This is a genomic window from Enterococcus sp. DIV0008 (assembly GCF_050542615.1).
In the GTDB taxonomy this organism is placed as follows: Bacteria; Bacillota; Bacilli; order Lactobacillales; family Enterococcaceae; genus Enterococcus_D; species Enterococcus_D innesii.
This window is the reverse complement of the sequence record NZ_CP172937.1, coordinates 2,066,352-2,079,476: the sequence shown is the minus strand read 5'-3', so window position 1 is coordinate 2,079,476 and position 13,125 is coordinate 2,066,352. Positions and strand designations below refer to the sequence as shown.

At 41.4% G+C, this 13,125-nt stretch carries 12 protein-coding genes; 7 read left to right on the top strand and 5 right to left on the bottom strand.

Annotated elements, in window-relative coordinates:
- Positions 1-69 precede the first annotated feature (69 nt).
- Positions 70-1,578 (bottom strand): helix-turn-helix domain-containing protein, encoded by a 1,509-nt coding sequence (locus IGI84_RS09955; protein ID WP_430600258.1) that lies wholly within the window; start codon positions 1,576-1,578, stop codon positions 70-72.
- Between the two features lie 180 nt (positions 1,579-1,758).
- Here IGI84_RS09955 and IGI84_RS09950 point away from each other — a divergent pair, with 180 nt between their 5' ends.
- From IGI84_RS09950 to IGI84_RS09930, 5 genes are all read left to right on the top strand, one after another.
- Positions 1,759-2,334: a WxL domain-containing protein gene (locus IGI84_RS09950; protein ID WP_220427047.1), complete on the top strand. Its 576-nt coding sequence runs from the start codon at positions 1,759-1,761 to the stop codon at positions 2,332-2,334.
- Between the two features lie 16 nt (positions 2,335-2,350).
- Complete coding sequence (locus tag IGI84_RS09945) at positions 2,351-3,400, top strand: DUF916 and DUF3324 domain-containing protein (RefSeq protein ID WP_220427046.1); 1,050 nt, start codon at positions 2,351-2,353, stop codon at positions 3,398-3,400.
- Positions 3,401-3,418: 18 nt separating this feature from the next.
- Positions 3,419-5,584, top strand: a complete 2,166-nt coding sequence (locus IGI84_RS09940) for a lectin-like domain-containing protein (RefSeq protein ID WP_220427045.1) — start codon at positions 3,419-3,421, stop codon at positions 5,582-5,584.
- Positions 5,585-6,264: 680 nt separating this feature from the next.
- Complete coding sequence (locus tag IGI84_RS09935; protein ID WP_077454484.1) at positions 6,265-6,633, top strand: DUF7006 family protein; 369 nt, start codon at positions 6,265-6,267, stop codon at positions 6,631-6,633.
- A 270-nt stretch (positions 6,634-6,903) separates the two neighbouring features.
- Positions 6,904-7,266 (top strand): hypothetical protein, encoded by a 363-nt coding sequence (locus IGI84_RS09930; protein WP_220427044.1) that lies wholly within the window; start codon positions 6,904-6,906, stop codon positions 7,264-7,266.
- 50 nt (positions 7,267-7,316) lie between these two features.
- Here the strand turns inward: IGI84_RS09930 and IGI84_RS09925 are convergent, their stop codons facing one another.
- Positions 7,317-7,751 (bottom strand): MarR family winged helix-turn-helix transcriptional regulator, encoded by a 435-nt coding sequence (locus tag IGI84_RS09925; protein ID WP_081118006.1) that lies wholly within the window; start codon positions 7,749-7,751, stop codon positions 7,317-7,319.
- A 58-nt stretch (positions 7,752-7,809) separates the two neighbouring features.
- The gene (locus IGI84_RS09920) at positions 7,810-8,220 is read right to left on the bottom strand and encodes an organic hydroperoxide resistance protein (RefSeq protein ID WP_081118133.1); all 411 of its coding nucleotides are present in this window, start codon (positions 8,218-8,220) and stop codon (positions 7,810-7,812) included.
- 251 nt (positions 8,221-8,471) lie between these two features.
- Here IGI84_RS09920 and IGI84_RS09915 point away from each other — a divergent pair, with 251 nt between their 5' ends.
- Positions 8,472-8,684: a hypothetical protein gene (locus IGI84_RS09915; protein WP_005225691.1), complete on the top strand. Its 213-nt coding sequence runs from the start codon at positions 8,472-8,474 to the stop codon at positions 8,682-8,684.
- A complete protein-coding gene (locus IGI84_RS09910) occupies positions 8,681-9,640 on the top strand; it encodes an SPFH domain-containing protein (protein WP_010747934.1) in 960 nt (319 codons plus the stop codon). Before IGI84_RS09915 ends, IGI84_RS09910 begins: the two co-directional genes overlap by 4 nt.
- Before the next feature lie 66 nt (positions 9,641-9,706).
- Here IGI84_RS09910 and mprF read toward each other — a convergent pair whose 3' ends face one another.
- Complete coding sequence (gene mprF, locus IGI84_RS09905; RefSeq protein WP_195264959.1) at positions 9,707-12,253, bottom strand: bifunctional lysylphosphatidylglycerol flippase/synthetase MprF; 2,547 nt, start codon at positions 12,251-12,253, stop codon at positions 9,707-9,709.
- Positions 12,254-12,255: 2 nt separating this feature from the next.
- On the bottom strand, positions 12,256-12,981 hold the full coding sequence (locus IGI84_RS09900) for an alpha/beta fold hydrolase (RefSeq protein WP_195264961.1): 726 nt from the start codon (positions 12,979-12,981) through the stop codon (positions 12,256-12,258).
- Positions 12,982-13,125: the final 144 nt, after the last annotated feature.

The following is a 13,125-nucleotide window of genomic DNA, read 5'->3' as shown; positions in this document are numbered from 1 at the left end:
ATAGTAGTAAAAAAGCTCGAGCAAAGGTGCTCGGGCTTTTTTTTTGCGGATGTAAATGGAATCGGCAGCTTACTTCTCTTGTTTCGCAAACATCTTTGTCATCATTTGTTGATTGATTTTTGCAAAAATCGCTGCCCACTCTTGTTCATCTTGCAGGTTTGACAGCAAGACTAATTTTTCGGAGAACATCACTTCTTCATAATTATCCGTGATCAATAAATCAGCGGTTTCCATTTGTTTGACGAAAGTCACAGAAGCTTTAGCATAAATCGAACGAATCCTCGTCTCAATCATTTGCTTTGTGCGGTATTGGATCGTCGTTTGAATATAGATCGATACGGTAGGGGGCGTGTTCATCAGTGTTTCCAAATATAAGAGATGAGCCAGATAAGGCAATTGTGTCTGTTTAAAATAGTCTTTATCCAGGTCGGCAAATGGGTAGTTTTCAACGTGGGGCAGTAAAAGTTGGCTGATGGCCTCATAGGTATCGTCATTTGTTGGAGCGTTTTCCGTCAGCATTTCGTGTTCTAGCTGCCAAACTTCCAAGAGATCGATCCCAATAATGATCGATAGGTTGAAGACTAGCAGGCAACTGCTCAAAAGCTTTTCGAATTCGGCTTTTCCCTGTTCAGGAGCAAAGGTAGCGTGCCAATCTTCGATCATAGTAGTGAAAAAACAGACAAGATCCGTTTTAGAGTACTTAATTGCTTGAATTATGGCTTGTGTTTTCTCTTGAGGAACAACCCCTGGTAAAAAGACATGGAGGGAGAAATTCAAGTACAGATACTCTGATCGTCGCGTTTTGTCTGAAACATACTCAGCACTTAAGAAGAGTGAGTCAAGAATATCTGCTGGTAAAAAGCAGTAGAATTCCATCATCTCCAAATACTTATCAGGGATTATTGGCAGATATTTTCTTTTGATACTGCGGCCGACAACGGTTTGCCAAAATGCAGCTAATTTGTTTTTTGTTAGTTGATCAAAAGCCGAAGTTTCAAAATAGGCGGTAAACTTGGCGGTCTCTTTTGGAGAGATACTTGACAAAAGCCACAATTCAGCAGGGGCACTTTGAGTTAAAAAGCTATAAATAAAAATACGGATATCAAGTTCCTTGCCCGCTAATTCAATCCGATTTTGGTGATCTGTTCGGATAACAATCTGAAACTTTTCTAGTAATTGATTGACTTTCTTGATCAAGCGGTACACATGAGACTGACTAATGTGTAAATCAAGGCATAGCTGTGTGAGGGTTGTTTGGTTACGGCCAATCAATGAATGGATAAAGTGATATTGTGTGGAGTTGAGCAAATAATGATACATCAGCTTGGAATAAAAAGGTTGCTCTTCTTCCTCACCACAATCCACAAAATATTGATTGTAATTGTTTTTATTCAAAAGTAACGTTGGTGAAAGTTGCTGCAAATCTTCGTTTAAAAAATAGATGTACTTTTGTAAGCTTTTTAATGGGATCTTTAGGGCTTCTGAGAGTTTAACGAGTGTTACTCCATTCGAATTACACACATACTTGAAAATAGCTAATTTCTTTTCTTCTGCGGGAGAAATAAATTCTCGATACATAAGGCATTCTCCTTTTTGGCGTTTTTTTTACGCTAAATCTGTGAACCGTATGATAACCATGATGGATTATACTTATAGTAGATGAGAATAAGATGAAAAAATACAAACTAAATTATTATTTTTTATCGGTGCTTTTTTCATCCATCGACTACTCATCAAAAAAGGAAGGAAGAGATAAAAATGAAGAAAAAGGCGGGAGTATTAGTTTTAATCGGTATCAGTTTGGCACTATCACCTGTTAGGGCATTTGCGGCGGAAGCGAATCCGACTGCTTCAATGACCAGTCAGGCGACAATAACCATCGAACAAGGAATCTTATCGTTAGATCAAGTGACGAATTTTGATTTTGGTACTACGAGCATCAAAGATATTGCGACAGGCGATCAAGTGCTTACCACTGCAACGAATGAGGCAACGTCAATTACCGATTATCGTGGACCCAATGAAGCAGGCTGGCAGTTGACAGCTCAATTATCAAAAATGACAAATGCTTCAAACAATGAACTTGTAAATGCAAAAGTCACCCTCAATGGGTCAATTGATTCCGGCGATGCCTCCCTCGTCTCAGGAACAGAATTGATGGTAGGGGCAACAGATCCTACGCTGATTGCTAGTGCTAATGGAACGACGGGTCTGGCAACAAATGATTTTGATTTTACAAGTGCAACCTTGACGATTCCAAAACAAAACATCAACAGTGGTGCTTATAGTGGCACGATTACTTGGACATTATCAAATACTTATCAAGCAGAATAACAAAGGAAGGGCGACAATGAAAAAACAAATCAAGTGGTTGGTACTCATCAGCTTTTTTATTAGTCTGTTTTGCTTTATAAAAGTTACCGGTTATGCACAAACGACGCGATTCACAGTAACCCCAGAACTTCCCCAAAATCAACTTAGCGATGTCAGTTACTTTGACTTACTGGTAACGGATGAGACCAAACAGGATTTGACTGTTGCCCTTCATAATACAAGCTCAGACGCATTGACCATAAAAGCAACAGCACTAAATAGTTATACGGCCTCTACTGGGATTATTGCGTACCAAGCAGAACAGACCGCCGAAGAGAACCAAGGAATCTCGTTTAGTCAATTGATTGAGAACCCAAGGCAGACGATTAAACTTGGTCCTGGAGAAAGTCATCAGGTTCATTTTACCCTTTCAATGAAAGGTGAAGAATTTGCAGGAGAAATACTTGGTGTGTTTGCCTTTGAAGAAGAACCGTCAGAGACAACTGAAAGCCAGCAAACAAATCTGCAAGCCAACTATAAAATTCAGCAAGGGATCCGCTTGCGTCAGAATGTGGCAACCATGCCTGATCCCCAATTGTCTTTGATCAATTCTGAGGCGGTGGAAAGAAATGGTTCTGCTGCTCTCAAAAGCAGTATCCGCAATAGTCAGCCCACAGCATTTGGCAAAATATCTGTGAAAACGATCATACGTGAGCAAGACAGCGGCAACAAGGTCGGTGGGTTTTCTGCAGAGGATTTTCAAATAGCTCCGAATTCGGTTTTGGAGCTGTTTAGTGCCTTTGATCAGAACATTCTCGAACCGGGGACCTATATGTTACGGATCGAGTTGAATGCGCCTAAAGGAACGTGGGTATTTGAGGATTCGGTGGTGGTTGATCGCAAGCAAGCCAAGCTTATCAACCGCCAGACAACATTAGGTGCAGCATATCTTCAAAAACAGTACTGGCTCTATGCAGGAGGGATACTTCTCTTCCTGCTTGTCCTACTTCTCTTGTTCATTTTTTATAAGAGACGTAATAAAGCAGAAGTAGATGATGGGCTGGCAGTGAAAGAAGAATCAGAATGAAGAAAGCGGAGGACAGTGATGAAAAAGTTTGGCATTATCCGATGGGGCTATGTGTTCTTTTTTAGCATTTTGCTGCTGTGCGGGAAACAAGAAATCGTCCTTGCTGCGGTATCTGCGCCAGATTTTCCTACGTTAGCGATTGACGATTCTCTGATCACTCCTGTGGGCCAAGCGGGTTCGCCACAAGGAGAACCGGGCTTCAATTATGTTCAGGTCAATGATGGAGCTACCACCAACTCCAGTGGTGGTGTCTGGTTCAATAAGCCGGTTTCTTTTACTCGCTCCTTTCGGTTAGAAATGGCATTTTGTATCGATAATACAGCAACGGACAGCGATGGGATAGCTTTTGTGATGCAAAGCAGTGGCTTAAATGCACTGGCAGAACAAGCAGGACCGACGATTGGAGTCTGGTCAAATACAGGAGGAACAACTCCTTTAAGTACGGGAGCGATCCCACAAAGTTTTGCGATTGAATTCGATACGTTCTATAATAATGCCGGTTTGACTGGGGACGGTATGATGGATCGCGATGTTCCTTCCGGCCATCATATCGCATGGAATTTTCCCGGCTCAAATGACGCATATACCACCGATGGTTGGCTGATTATCGACAAAGTCTTAAATCATCGTGATACGGTATCAGTGAGTGATATTTCCGATGGGGTGTGGCATAGTTTTACAGTAGTTTTTGATCAGCCAACGCAAACGTTGCGTTACACCGTACCAGATTTCGGTGTTGATGTAACAGTACCTGTTGATGACACCTTCAAATCGAATTTGAACCTGACCAATAGTGCACCGGTCTATTTTGGTTTTACAGGTGCAAACGGTGGCTATGTTCAAGAAAAAGCTGTGGCCTTTGTCGATGTTGAAGGACTAGTAGAAATTGATATGCGAACCGGTGTTTTTGAAAAAGACCCGGTCAAACTATTGTTGGATACTGGTACGACACTTGCCCAGCCAGCCACTGTCGACAATAGCAAAACCATTACCTATGCGACCTATCTTTCCTACAAGGACACCAGCGATTTAGCTGATTTAGAATCAGGCATCACGCTTTCCAGCCTTTTCCCGGAGGGCTTGTCTCTCGTACCGGAAGTTGTTTATTTCGGTAAGGCCAGCGAAATTATGGTCAATGGTCTGCCGGAAGGGGGAACCGCCTTACCCTTTGTCATTGAAAATGGGCAGTTAATTACGACATTGCCTGACATGGTCAAAGGAAACGACTACATTGTTCATTTTTCCGTCAATTACACAGAAGCTCCGATCGATGAGAATCTGGATGCCATCATTCCTGTTCAAACGATTTTTAATGGGAATGCCTTTGTCTCTAGTTTGACCTCGGGGGATCCAGAAACCCACTATTATCAAATGACCGGAGACTTTCCGCCGAGCTTGACCACAGGTTTGGTGTCGTTAACAGAAGCAAAAGCAAACCGACAGATCGTGCGACAAAAGCGTAATTGTTATCTACCAATTACGATCGAGGACCAAAACTCGACTCAAGCCAAAGTGTACGCTACGGATTTTTTTACCGAAGAAACAGTTATCACTGAAGATGATTTTTCAGAGGTGGCCCTCATTGAACGAAGTGCAATAACCGAGCCTTTGACGGATACATTGATGTTGGATACCAATGCGTTGGCACCGGATACGACGTATTATCTGGCGGTTTATGTGATCGACACGGAAGGGAATCGATCGGAGACCCGTTTTTATGGCATCGACTTTCGTGGGATCGTGGAATTTCACCAGGCGCCTACCTCAATCAATGGAACTGTAGTCACGGTAAATGAGCTGGCGCGTTCCATCAGAGACGATGGCTATGCTTATCTAGCACTTTCTTATGACGAAGAACCATCTCTTTTATCAATCACGAATACTAGTGAGGGAACTTGGCAATTAAATGGTCAGATGACGGATTTTTTGCAAGAGCAACAACTGCTGGCGGATGAAATCCAATTGGTTCTCTATGATCCGGAGACCAATCAGCTGATGGCTTCCATAACCTCTGAGGAACAAGTGATTTTTCAACAGCAACCAACAGGCGAAGCAAATTTAACGGTTGATCTTAAAGAATACGATTGTTACTTTCGCTTTGTTCCCAAAATGGAGCTAATTTCACCCGGAACTTATACAGGCGCTATCAATTGGCGGTTGGAAAGTACGATCATCGATGAATAGCAACAAAAAAAACGCCATTTGGGCGTTTTTTTTGTTGACTGAAGCGATAAAGTTAGCTTTGGCGGCTTTTCGCAATTTTCAAAACTAATGACAGACCGGCTAATGCGAAGCTGCCGTATTTAACGAATTTTTCCAAGGATTCTAAAGTTTGCTGTTTTTTGTGTTTGCAGTCTGGACAGCTTTTTTCATGGGCACTCAATTTTTTTCCGCATTTACAATGACTCTTCATCTGTGATCCACTCCTCGTTTCGTTTTATTTTGATGCCTTTCTATAATTTAATTATACATGTTGTACAAAATTCTGTCTGAAATTATGCTGTGTCAGTCGTTTGTGAAAATGAGACAAAACCTACATTCATTAGGGAAGCGTAGAAGTGTATAATTACTGAGCCAATGCAGTTGCAGTTCCTGTTGGAGAGGGATTGCTCTAGTAAAAAAAGGAAGGGAATCTGACAATTTTCTCATTTTCGACAACGGCTGATTCGCTTTGCTTATCAGTTTGGCAAAATTTTGCTATTGTGGAGTAAGATTAGGGGTTAGAATAGCAGCTTCTCTTTTTTTTCTAAATTCTATCCTTAATTTGAGAACGAAAATCACCGATAGTATGCTATATATAGGAACAAGGAGCCATCCTTGACGATGTCGAATATGGCATTTGAATGAAAGGATTGATGAAACAAGTGATTTCTTCAATAATTTATACTGACACAAAGGCTTATTTTGATAAAGTGCTGGACCAAGCGCTGTTGGATCTATTAAAAACTGATTATCCCAAAGTTTATGATCATGTCCAAAAACTGATCGCTTCTATGGAGGAAACGATCCAACGAATTGACAGCACGAACTTTTGGCAGTTGATGCCGGAAATTTTAGGCTATGATTCTCGTTTTGTTTTGTTGAACTCTCTGCAATTGTCAGAAGACAAATTGTTGACGGAGCTAGAAATCCTTCAAATGATCGAACGGGATTATCCGAATTTGAATAAAGAATTCTGTGGCTATTCCTTGAAAGAACAAGAGCATGAGAGTTTGATCTTTAGTGTTCAATAACTATTTTTCGTAGGAGTATCAAGTAGAGTAAGAAAACGACTAGGTAAGCTAGTCGTTTTTTTTATCAAGAAAAAGAATAATTAAACACGTTATTTATCATTAAAATAAAAAATATTTTGAAATTATGAATAAAATAGATTATTATTGATATATAATCCTTTTAGTGAAAGAAAAAACAATCGGAAAGAGGATAGCCAGCTGATTGAAAAAGCTGCGATTGTTTTAATTAGAAAATGGAAACTAGCCTAATCGGCGTGGAAAGGAGCAATTATGGATTACTTAAGTTTCTCAAAAAAAGAGTGGGAAGTCTTAGTTTGTTTTTGGGCTGTAGATGAACCATTATGCTGTACAGAATTTAGTGAACGTTTCAACTTGAATCGTAACACATCATTGTCCGTGATTCGCAAATTAGTTAACCAAGGAATTCTAGAAATTGCGAGCATTAAAATGAGTGGATCAGTTTTGGCTCGTCGTTTTCAACCAGCTGTAAGTGAATTAGAGATATTGCAGACCGGTCTAACCGATGATCAAATTTTTGAATTAGTGAAAATCGCCATCAAAAAAATTGAGGACCCAGAACAATTAACTCAGTTACTAAATGTGATCGGTGAATTGAAAACCAAAGCTTCTTAAATAAAACTCGTTTGGATGATAAAAAAACGATCCGCTGTGAAAACAGCGGATCATTTTTCTTGTTCTTGAAATTTTTGAACCATTTTTGTCGTCAATTCATGGAGGACTGACAGTTCTTCCGGTTCAAGGGGCAAGAATTCAGTCACTTTGTAGGGAATCTCTAGCGCTTGCTTATGAAGTGCTTTGCCGGATTCCGTCAGTGTAACCCGCAAGGAACGTTCATCGTCTTGATTTCGATTTCTTGCGAGGTAGCCTTTTGCCTCAAGCTTTTTTAAAACCGGTGTCAGTGTGCCAGAATCGAGACATAATTGCTTCCCCAATGCTTTGACACTGATCGCTTCTTCTTCCCATAACACCAACATCACTAAATATTGGGTATAAGTCAAATTCAACGGATCTAGTAAGTCTTTGTACTGTTTGATAATTTCTTTTGAAGCGGCGTATAGAGGAAAACACAATTGGTTTTCTAACGCTAAGACATTCATGTTTTCACCCCTTTTTCTAACATCCGCCTCTTATCATAGCTGTTTTTTCAACGAAAGTCTACTCGCTAACGGCTTTGACTGTCACTTCAATGTTGCCAGCTGTAGCTTTTGAGTAAGGACATACGGTATGAGCGATCTCAAGCAATTCTTGTGTTTCTTCTGTTGACAAACCTTCGATTTGGCCTTCGATCTCCACTCCCAAGACAAAACTTGATTCACTTTCTGCGTATAAGGTCACTTGTGCGCTAACGGTAGAAGCACCTTCGATCCCTTTGCTGCTTTTCACCAATTCAAGGGCACTATTGAAACAAGCGCTAAAGCCAGCTGCAAAAAGTTGTTCCGGATTCGTTGCATTTTCTACTCGTTTGCCAGGTGCAGTGATATTTAGTTCAAATGAATGATCAGGGCTGTGTACTTCTCCTGAACGGCCACCAGTGTTGATCATCTTTGTTGAATACATTTTTTTCATCATTTCTTCACTCCTGTGTTTTTTTGTATTTTGTACAATTTAATTGTATGCAATTTAATTGAAGAATGCAAGGAATTGGTTTTCAGTTTGTCTTTTTTTTCTAAAAAGGAGGGAATTATAAAAAGTTTACTGTTCTCTTGGGTGAAACGTGCTATTATAGTTAGTAACACTTGTAACAGAATGAACAATTAGTTTGAAACGAAGAATTTACTGCATGCAGGCAAAGAGGGTGGAAAATCATCGTAGACTACATGGAACAACGAGCGGTTGGACGCTATTTTCGATCGCTGACGGATCATTATTCAGGTTATATCCGTCTTTATGGCACCTACACAGAATATCGGGTGATTGCAGGGATTCCTGCTGAAAATGTGATGTTAGAGATTATCGGGGTTGAAAACGGTGTCTTATTGACCCGTGTAAACAATACATTATTTGAAAATGGAAGAGGGTTTTTACAATGATCATTATCCAAATTATTTTAGTTATCTTCGTATTAGTGATTCTGATTTGGCTGATCGCAAGTACTGCTGTGATCGTTCGTCAAGGGGAAGTCAAAGTCGTGGAAAGTTTTGGGAAATATGTTCGAACGTTGGAACCAGGTCTTCATTTTCTTGTTCCGATTTTATATACAGTAAGAGAAAGAGTGTCCTTGAAACAGATTCCTTTGGAGATCGAACCGCAAAGTGCAATTACGAAAGACAACGTGATCGTGCAGATCGATGAAGCAATCAAATACCACGTCACAGATGTGCGTGCCTTTGTTTACGAAAATGAAAACTCCGTTATCTCAATGATTCAAGATGCCCAATCAAACTTACGGGGGATCATTGGGAAAATGGATCTGAATGAGGTTTTAAATGGGACAGAAGAAATCAACGTAGCACTGTTTACTTCAATCAAAGACATCACGGCCGGCTATGGGCTAGCGATCGACCGAATCAACATTGGGGAAATCAAAGTTTCTCAAGAAATCATTGAATCAATGAACAAACTGATCACAGCTTCCAGAGACAAAGAGTCGATGATCACAAGAGCCCAGGGGGAGAAATCTTCTTCTGTCTTGAGTGCGGAAGCCAAAGCTTCTCAGATGACAATCGATGCGCAAGCTCGGGCGGAACAAACCCAAATCGACGCGGAGGCACGGGCAAAACGTGTCCGGATCGATGCCGAGGCAGAAGCGGAACGAATCGCGAAAATCACTGAAGCTGAACGCAAGCGGATTTTAGCCATCAATGAAGCTATCAAAGAAAGTCAACTAGACGAGCGCTCACTATCATATCTAGGTATCGAAGCTTTTAAAGATGTGGTCAATAGCAATACCAATACGGTCATTCTGCCATCAAACATGACGGAACTGGGAAATATTCCAGTCGTCAAACAACTTTGGGAAAACGCACCATCTAAATCAGCAGAATAACTTCTAAGCACAACAATTAAAAAAGCTCAAATGCTCCGAGTACAAATCGGCGCATTTGAGCTTTTTTTATTTCGTTTTGTCTGCCGATTGATTATCGACAATCAACAGGGCAATCATGACATAACCGATCCAACTGTCCCGAGAATATAAGATGTAGCGAGGGGACCAAGAAGCGGCATATTTCTGTTTGTATTCTCGTAGCCCTTCAAAAGAATAGAAGCGAGAACCAAAGGTGTAAACGAGATAGGCGATCCGCTCTTGCAAGAAACTACTGCGGAAAGTACCAACATTGGCTAACGGTGCCATGCCTAAATCGAATTGTTGATACCCATGTTCTTTAAAATAGTCGAATAGCTGAATAAACAAGAAATCCATCGTTCCATTTGGCGCTTTTTCAGGATCGTGGCGCATCAAATCGATGGAGGCCAGACCTGTTTGATACGTGGGCATAAAGGAGGCAAACGCGACGATCTCTTGCTGCTGATTGCGGACGACTGCAATTGGTGCGGTACTTAGATAAGATTCTGAAAAAAATCCAAGGGAGAACCCTTTTTCTTTCCGTCCATCTAGCCAGTTGTCAGAAATTTCTTTAAGGGTTGCAAAGGTTTCGGCTGAAAAGGGTGGAGTGAGCACATCAAAAGTAAAGCCTTCTTTGGTGATCTTGTTGTTCAATGCCCGCTGTCCCTTCATTTTTTTTCCTGAAAGGGTGAAGCTAGGTAGATCCACATAAGCTTTCTCACCGAATTTGATAAAGTCATACCCGAATTCATGCAGCAGCATCACCATTTCTTCACTACTTTCATAAAAGACCGGCAAGTAATTCCACTGATCCATCTCTGTTAAGAAGGTTTCCAGTGCCTGCGGAAAGTCTGCTTGCTTCCCAGAAGGATCCCCCATGACCAAGCATTTATTATTAAAGGTCGTAAACTGAAAAAAGACCGTCGGCTCGCCGATTTCTGGATAAACGTACACTTGCTTGTCTTTTAAATAAACAAGATGGCTGTCGCTATTTCCGCCATAGGTGTTCAAAACATGTTTCACTTTATCAGTGGCGGCACTGACGCCTAGTTGGTGCTTTGGTCCCATCAAGTAGCGGGCAAACAGCAGCATCGCAACGGCGACAAATAAAATCGCAACGAAGCCTTGGAGCCACAATTTTTCAGAGGGGAAAAGCAAAAAGTCCATCGAATGGTGGTGCGTCGGATGTCGATTGAGATGAGGCATATTGTAGACCCCAATAATGACATAGAGGATTGTCAGCGAACCAATCAACAAACCATCAATCGTCAACCATTCCCATGAGAAGACTAGCTGTTTACGGAATAACTCGCTTTTTGAAAAAATCATGATCGCTAATAATAATAGAAGAAACAGCATGGTCGACAAACGGAAACCCGCAAAAATAGCATAGCCGATCGTTGCTGCAATCAACAAAAGTGTCGGCACATACGCGCGACTGACACGGGCAGAGATGCCGCGACCGGCAATCAAAAAGAGATAGCCGAGAAAGATACTCGGGTACTGCATCACGAAATTCAAGCGAATCGGATTGAGATGGGCTAACCATTTGATTTGGTCAAAGGCTTCTGGGATCGTGGCGGAGAGTACCAACATCGTTCCCGTCAGATAAAGCAGCAACACTTCGATCTTATGGAATACTTCCAACAACAAGCTTTTTGGAATTCCAGAAAAGCGCTGGTTGAGGGAGACACCAACATTTTTTGAGAAAAAGATCAAACCGATCAAAAAGGGAATAATATAATAAAACAGGCGGAACAGCAAGAGCCAAGCAATAACACTTTCACGAGGAATTTGCAGTGAACCCATTCCCATGATCATCATTACATCAAACGTTCCAAGTTCCCCAGGAATCATTGATACGATTCCAATCACGGAAGCAGCAATGAAAAGCGGCAACAGTTGAAACACATCGACCGAGATACCCATCAAGAGACCCGTTGTGAAGAAGGCGGCAAAAACACCCAGCCATTCCAATAAGGAAGCGGCGATCAGCTGCAGACGATCACGTCGTTGCAGCCCACCTAAGTAGGCATTTTTTTTGGAAAAACTAAGGGCATAGACGATTGGAAAATAAAGACTGCCGCCTAAAAGCCAGATCCAATACTGTTGTAGATAATCGGTCGTGGGCCCGAAGAGGACGAATGCCAGCGCAGCAAGCGACAAAATCGAAAGACCAGACATTAAGTAGATAAAAATCTTCGAAATTGCTTGGGCAACGTCTTTGCCTTTTTTTCCTTTGCCATAAAATTCCGACCGTAACCCGATACTGATGAAACCGCCAAAGCCGATCAAATTGTTCATGGTATTGATGATCCAGCTGGTTTCTAGTAAATAACGGCGATCAGGTTTGTCCCCTAGTAAGCGATTCAAGACGATATCATATAAGACCATGGGAAAGACACACAGTAAGCCAATGACAGCCATTAAAGCCACTCGCCAAAGGGATAGTTGCGCAAACAATTGTTTTAGTTGATCAATCGAGATCGTCTTGCTTAAGGAAAGCAGCTCGCCGAACACGATCACGGCGACTGCAATTAAGAAGAGTGTTTTAAACAGTGAGCGGTGGTCGCGGAGCCAAGTAAAGATTCTCATAGTTATTCACCGACCTTTTCTAAAAAAGATAATACTTTCGTATTAAATACTTCTGGATTCTTTCGTGCAAAACTATGTCCTTGTCCTTTGACGACGATAAAATTGGACTGAGGAATACTGTTTGCAATATAAAATGAATGGGAGAGCTTGATCGAATCACGTTTGCCAACCAAGATCAATGTCGGCACACTGAGGTGATTCAAATCGGCGGTGGAGAGACCGATTGGACGAAACAACAATCCCAAAATAGGCAGAAAGCCCCGCATGCCTTTGGAGAATGGAGAACAAAGCCAAACGATCAGATATTGCAAAACACTGCCGATTCGAGAAAAGAGCCGTACACCTCGCGGTTCCGTGTTGCCAGAGTTTAAAATCATGCAGCTGACATACTCTGGGTAGAGATGGCAAAAGACCATCGCCAGATTGGCACCATCGCTAAATCCTAGTAAGGCGATTTTCGTTAGCTTTTCTTGCTGAATAATTGCTAAGAGATCTGTTGCCATTTTAAAAAAATCGATTTTCTTCTGCGTATTGGTGGATTTGCCATGTCCTCGACTATCGATTAAATACAGTTGATGTTTTTGACGCAAAGCGTCGACCTGCTTTGAGAAATAGGCACTGCTGCCGCCATTTCCGTGCAGTAAAAAAAGTGGTCGTCCTGAACCGGTTTTCTCGTAATAGAGGACAGACCCGTCCGGTAAGGGCGCGTAACATTTTTCAACTTCCATTTTTTCACCTACTTTCTAAGAGTATACCTTGAAGTCAGGGGCTATCACAAACATATCACTAGATAAAATGAGAAAAAATAACAATCTGCTCATCTTTTTTTTACCATAAGTTCAGGAAAAGGCTTTTTTCTTTACAATGTAAAG

Coding starts and splice junctions, on each gene's coding strand:
- IGI84_RS09910 (WP_010747934.1), top strand. CDS start 8,681: ATGATCATTATCCAAATTATTTTAGTTATCTTCGTATTAGTGATTCTG.
- IGI84_RS09915 (WP_005225691.1), top strand. CDS start 8,472: ATGGAACAACGAGCGGTTGGACGCTATTTTCGATCGCTGACGGATCAT.
- IGI84_RS09940 (WP_220427045.1), top strand. CDS start 3,419: ATGAAAAAGTTTGGCATTATCCGATGGGGCTATGTGTTCTTTTTTAGC.
- mprF (WP_195264959.1), bottom strand. CDS start 12,253: ATGAGAATCTTTACTTGGCTCCGCGACCACCGCTCACTGTTTAAAACA.
- IGI84_RS09925 (WP_081118006.1), bottom strand. CDS start 7,751: ATGAATGTCTTAGCGTTAGAAAACCAATTGTGTTTTCCTCTATACGCC.
- IGI84_RS09920 (WP_081118133.1), bottom strand. CDS start 8,220: ATGAAAAAAATGTATTCAACAAAGATGATCAACACTGGTGGCCGTTCA.
- IGI84_RS09900 (WP_195264961.1), bottom strand. CDS start 12,981: ATGGAAGTTGAAAAATGTTACGCGCCCTTACCGGACGGGTCTGTCCTC.
- IGI84_RS09945 (WP_220427046.1), top strand. CDS start 2,351: ATGAAAAAACAAATCAAGTGGTTGGTACTCATCAGCTTTTTTATTAGT.
- IGI84_RS09955 (WP_430600258.1), bottom strand. CDS start 1,578: ATGTATCGAGAATTTATTTCTCCCGCAGAAGAAAAGAAATTAGCTATT.
- IGI84_RS09950 (WP_220427047.1), top strand. CDS start 1,759: ATGAAGAAAAAGGCGGGAGTATTAGTTTTAATCGGTATCAGTTTGGCA.
- IGI84_RS09930 (WP_220427044.1), top strand. CDS start 6,904: ATGGATTACTTAAGTTTCTCAAAAAAAGAGTGGGAAGTCTTAGTTTGT.